The organism is Waterburya sp. (assembly GCF_058530065.1).
This window is the reverse complement of the sequence record NZ_JBZNBU010000203.1, coordinates 1-4,132: the sequence shown is the minus strand read 5'-3', so window position 1 is coordinate 4,132 and position 4,132 is coordinate 1. Positions and strand designations below refer to the sequence as shown.

Genomic DNA, 4,132 nt, shown 5'->3' with positions numbered 1-4,132 from the left:
GTTGGAAGCTTATTTATGACCCCAAAGTTGAGGTGGATCATTATATGACAGAGCGTTTTGATGAAGATCAGCGCCACAAATCTAACTATATTGCTGTGGTGAATCGAGTTCATAATGAAACCCTAATTTTGCTAGACTATTTGCCACCAATTAGGCGTGTCGTATTTCTTTTATGGACAATACTATTTGGAACCAGAGATAATCGTGGTTTTACGCAGTACCTGCGATTTTTACCTAGTGAAGGTTTCTTATCAGGGCAGAAACTGCTGGCATCTCTTCAGGGACGATGGCAAGGTTGGCAGACTTGGAGACAAACGATGAACAAAGCATCAACTTAATGTTCTGCTAGAAGCATAAATGTAAGGATAAAAAACTTTTGAGTTTCAAGGAGTTCTTGGAGTTTCTAGCCACTAAGTAAATTTAAGTCAATTAAAGACAATATTAAAGATTATAAATTACCCATGAAAAGACTACACATAGGAGCATCAAGGTTTGAAAGATTACCTTCTCCAATAATTGAAAAGATTGCAGATCCTTCTTGGATACATCTAGGTGATTCTGAAGTAGATTGGAAAACCAAATTAAAGACTGAGTGGCAGGAAGGTAATTGGGGATTTTGTGCCCGCATCATATATCGATTTATTAAGCCAGTTTATAATCCGCAGCAGTTGAAAGAGTTTTACTCGAAAACAGATTTTAGAGAATTCTACTATCGACCAGGGCAAGGAGACAGATTAGATTTCAAAGATAACACTTTTGACTTTATTTTTTCGGAGCATTTTTTAGAGCATCTTTTTATGGATGAAGCAGTTGAATTGCTCAAAGAATGTCATCGGATTCTAAAGCCTAATGGAGTGGTGCGAATAGTAGTCCCTGATGCAGATTTACGAACTTATGAAAAAATTGAACCTCTTCCAAAGATCAAATCTTGGGAGCATCCTGAGACGCACAAAACACGCTGGTCTATTTACTCTTTGCCTTTAGCGATCAAAATGACAGGGTTATTGCCACATCCGATAATGTACTGTGACAAGTCTGGTCAGTTTTTTAATATGACTCCTGCAGAGTCAGAATTAGAATACCAGCAGTCAGAGGATAAGAGATTTATTTTTTCCTTAGACTACATTCAACGGTTACCATCTTTAATCGTTGATGGAATTAAAGCTTGACATTTTGACAAGTCTTCTGAAGATTATCTTCTCCAAAAGTGACAGAAGAGAGATAGCTTGAGTAGAGCCACTATTTTTTAGCAGTTCTTAGGATGAATTTCTACTAAACTTTTACCCAGCAAGACAATCTATGCGTATATTACATATTCTTAATGATATTAGAGAAGTTGGTAACGGTATTGTCAATGTGGCGGTAGATCTTGCCTGTTTGCAAGCAAAGCTAAATCATCAGGTAGTGGTAGCTTCAGCTGGTGGCGAGTACGAAGTATTATTGTCCCAATATGGCGTGCAACATTTCACTTTAGACCAGACGAGAAACCCGATTAATTTGTTCCAAGCCTTCAAGAAGTATTTCAGGTTCATCCAAGAGTTTAAACCAGATATCGTTCACGCACACATGATGACGGGGGTAGTCTTAGCTAGAGTTGTCAGAGCGATCGCTAGAAAATACTGTTTGATATCTACCGTGCATAATGAGTTTCAGCGCAGTGCTATTTTAATGGGTTTTGCCGATCGCGTCATTGCCGTAAGTAAAGCGGTAGCTAAATCGATGAATCGGCGTGGTATCCCTCACTACAAGCTAAGGGTAGTTTGCAATGGTACATTAGGTAGTCCTCGTACCCGACCATTAACAGATTACGCTCCTCTACCCCTCAAACGTCCTGCCATTACCACCGTAGCAGGAATGTATCGCCGTAAAGGAATTGCGGAATTAATTGATGCTTTTGGGCAAATAGCGCGAGATTTTCCCCAGGCAAATTTATATATCGTTGGCGATGGACCAGATCGTTCTGAGTTTGAGGCACAAGCCCAAACAACCGCAGTTGCCGATCGCATTAATTTTACGGGTTTTCAGGCTCAACCCCAAAAATATCTCTTAGCCACCGATATTTTTGTTCTAGCTTCCCATCAAGATCCTTCTCCTTTAGTGATTCCCGAAGCCCGCGAAGCCAAATGTGCCATTGTTGCCAGTAGCGTCGATGGCATTCCCGAAGCCTTAGATTGCGGACAGGCAGGTATTTTAGTTCCTCCTAAAGACAGTCAGGCATTGGCAATGGTCTTGAGGCAACTATTGAGCGATCGCCATAGTTTAGAGGAATGGAAAGCTAAAACTCAAAAAAACCTCGAATGGCTTACTCTCGATCGCGTTTACCGCAACACTTTATCCGTGTACCAAGAAGCGATTGTCGATTGCCACGCTACCAACTCCAAGCATCATTGCTGCTAATTGATGACACGCCCTAATTCTCTTACCAAAAATTTTTACTTTAATTTAAGCCCAGCCCCAGCCTGGGGAGCAATTATTGGATTGTACTTAACCATAATCATTGGTCTAGTTGTTGCTGCCCCCGTTCTGATTATCGTTTTTCCTCTTGGTTCTTTTGCCGTAGGATTATTACTTTTCCAACGTTATCCTGTGATGTACGTTAGCTTTACCTGGTGGATGTGGTTTACTACCCCGTTGATTCGTCGCTTAATTGACTATCAGTGTGGCTATACTACTCCGTTTCCTAGCGAACTGGCTTCAATTCTGGTTACTTCCATTTCCCTAGCTACCTTGGTGCGTTACTTTCCGCGAATCTATAAACGAGATGGCTTGCCTTTTACCCTCTGTATAGTGACTATTATTTATGGCTGCGCGATCGGCTTGATTCAAAAGTCAATTACCGACCCCGAACGAGAAATTATTATTTTATTAGCTTGGTTAGCCCCCGTTTGCTTTGGGTTTCATCTTTTTGCTAATTGGCGAGACTATCCTGCCTATCGTCAAAATTTTCTGCGTACCTTCTTTTGGCTGGTGCTGGTAACGGGGGTATACGCGATCGCGCAATTTGTCTTTGCACCTGAATGGGATCGATTCTTCATGCTAGAAAATAACGTGCCTCATCTGGGTCTGCCCGAACCATTACAAATTCGAGTCTTTAGTAGTATGGGCGAGCCAATCCCGTTTGGGATTAACTTGATGCCAGGTCTAATTCTGCTGTCGATCTCTCGGGCTAAATCCCGTTTTCTCGTGGCTGGGGTTGGCTACTTGGCTTTTTTGTTAACTAGAGCGCGTACTGCTTGGTATACCTGGTTTATATCTTTGACAGTACTTACCTTTTCTCTCAGAAGAAGCCAACAGATACGTATTATTACTGGGGCGGTCTTAATGGGGTTGTTAGTAATACCCCTGACGAACATCGAATCCTTTTCCCAGCATATTACCCCCGCTTTAGAATCATTTTCCAACTTAGAGAACGACGGTAGCTACCAAGATCGCCTCAACCAGTTACAAAGATCTTTAAATTACGCCCTAACTCAATTTGTCGGTTACGGATTATTATCCCCCGAACAAGCTCCTTCAATGGCCGCAACTAGCAGAGAGGTAGCCAGTAAAAACTTATTTTCCTTTAATGACAACGGATATTTATCATTGCTGGTGTCTTTTGGTTGGTTTGGCACTATTGCCTACGCCACTGGATTATTTTTGCTCTTTGCCAAACTATTTCAGCCCGCTGTAGGTCATCTAGATACCTTTATTATTGCTGCCAGAGCGATCGCTTTGGGTTCTTTCCTGCGATTGTTTACCGCCAATATTACTACGGGAAACTATGCCATGCCTATTTGGGGCTTTTTGGGCATCGCCATAGCAGGCTACAAATATTATCATGCTCGATCTATTTCCAAGCAACAGGTTAGCAGTGTTAAATAAATCACTCACTTTTTGGCTGCGTCGCTATCGGCTGTATATCTTGACTATCTTATGTACGGCTATGTTTGCCTGTAATTTTTCTCCTGCATCATCCAGAAAAACTACACCCCAGCAGGCTTTGAGAGCAGAATCTTTCGTTGATGGTTTGGGAGTAGCGGTACATCTTTCTTATCGAAAGACTCCCTATTTTCGTCAGTACGAAGAAATCATCAAGCCTCGACTACAAGAGTTGGGTGTCAGACATATTCGAGACGGTGTAAGACCTGAT

At 41.8% G+C, this 4,132-nt stretch carries 3 protein-coding genes and 2 pseudogenes; all 5 read left to right on the top strand.

What is annotated here, in order from left to right; genetic code table 11:
• A pseudogene (locus AC33VI_RS12675) lies at window positions 1-338 on the top strand (glycosyltransferase family 2 protein); the annotation flags it as partial.
• 123 nt (window positions 339-461) lie between these two features.
• Window positions 462-1,169: a class I SAM-dependent methyltransferase gene (locus tag AC33VI_RS12670; RefSeq protein WP_491782629.1), complete on the top strand. Its 708-nt coding sequence runs from the start codon at window positions 462-464 to the stop codon at window positions 1,167-1,169.
• A gap of 130 nt (window positions 1,170-1,299) precedes the next feature.
• Complete coding sequence (locus AC33VI_RS12665; RefSeq protein WP_491782628.1) at window positions 1,300-2,397, top strand: glycosyltransferase family 4 protein; 1,098 nt, start codon at window positions 1,300-1,302, stop codon at window positions 2,395-2,397.
• A 3-nt stretch (window positions 2,398-2,400) separates the two neighbouring features.
• Window positions 2,401-3,864: an O-antigen ligase family protein gene (locus AC33VI_RS12660; protein ID WP_491782627.1), complete on the top strand. Its 1,464-nt coding sequence runs from the start codon at window positions 2,401-2,403 to the stop codon at window positions 3,862-3,864.
• A pseudogene (locus tag AC33VI_RS12655) lies at window positions 3,854-4,132 on the top strand (hypothetical protein); the annotation flags it as partial. The gene AC33VI_RS12660 and the pseudogene AC33VI_RS12655, both read left to right, overlap by 11 nt.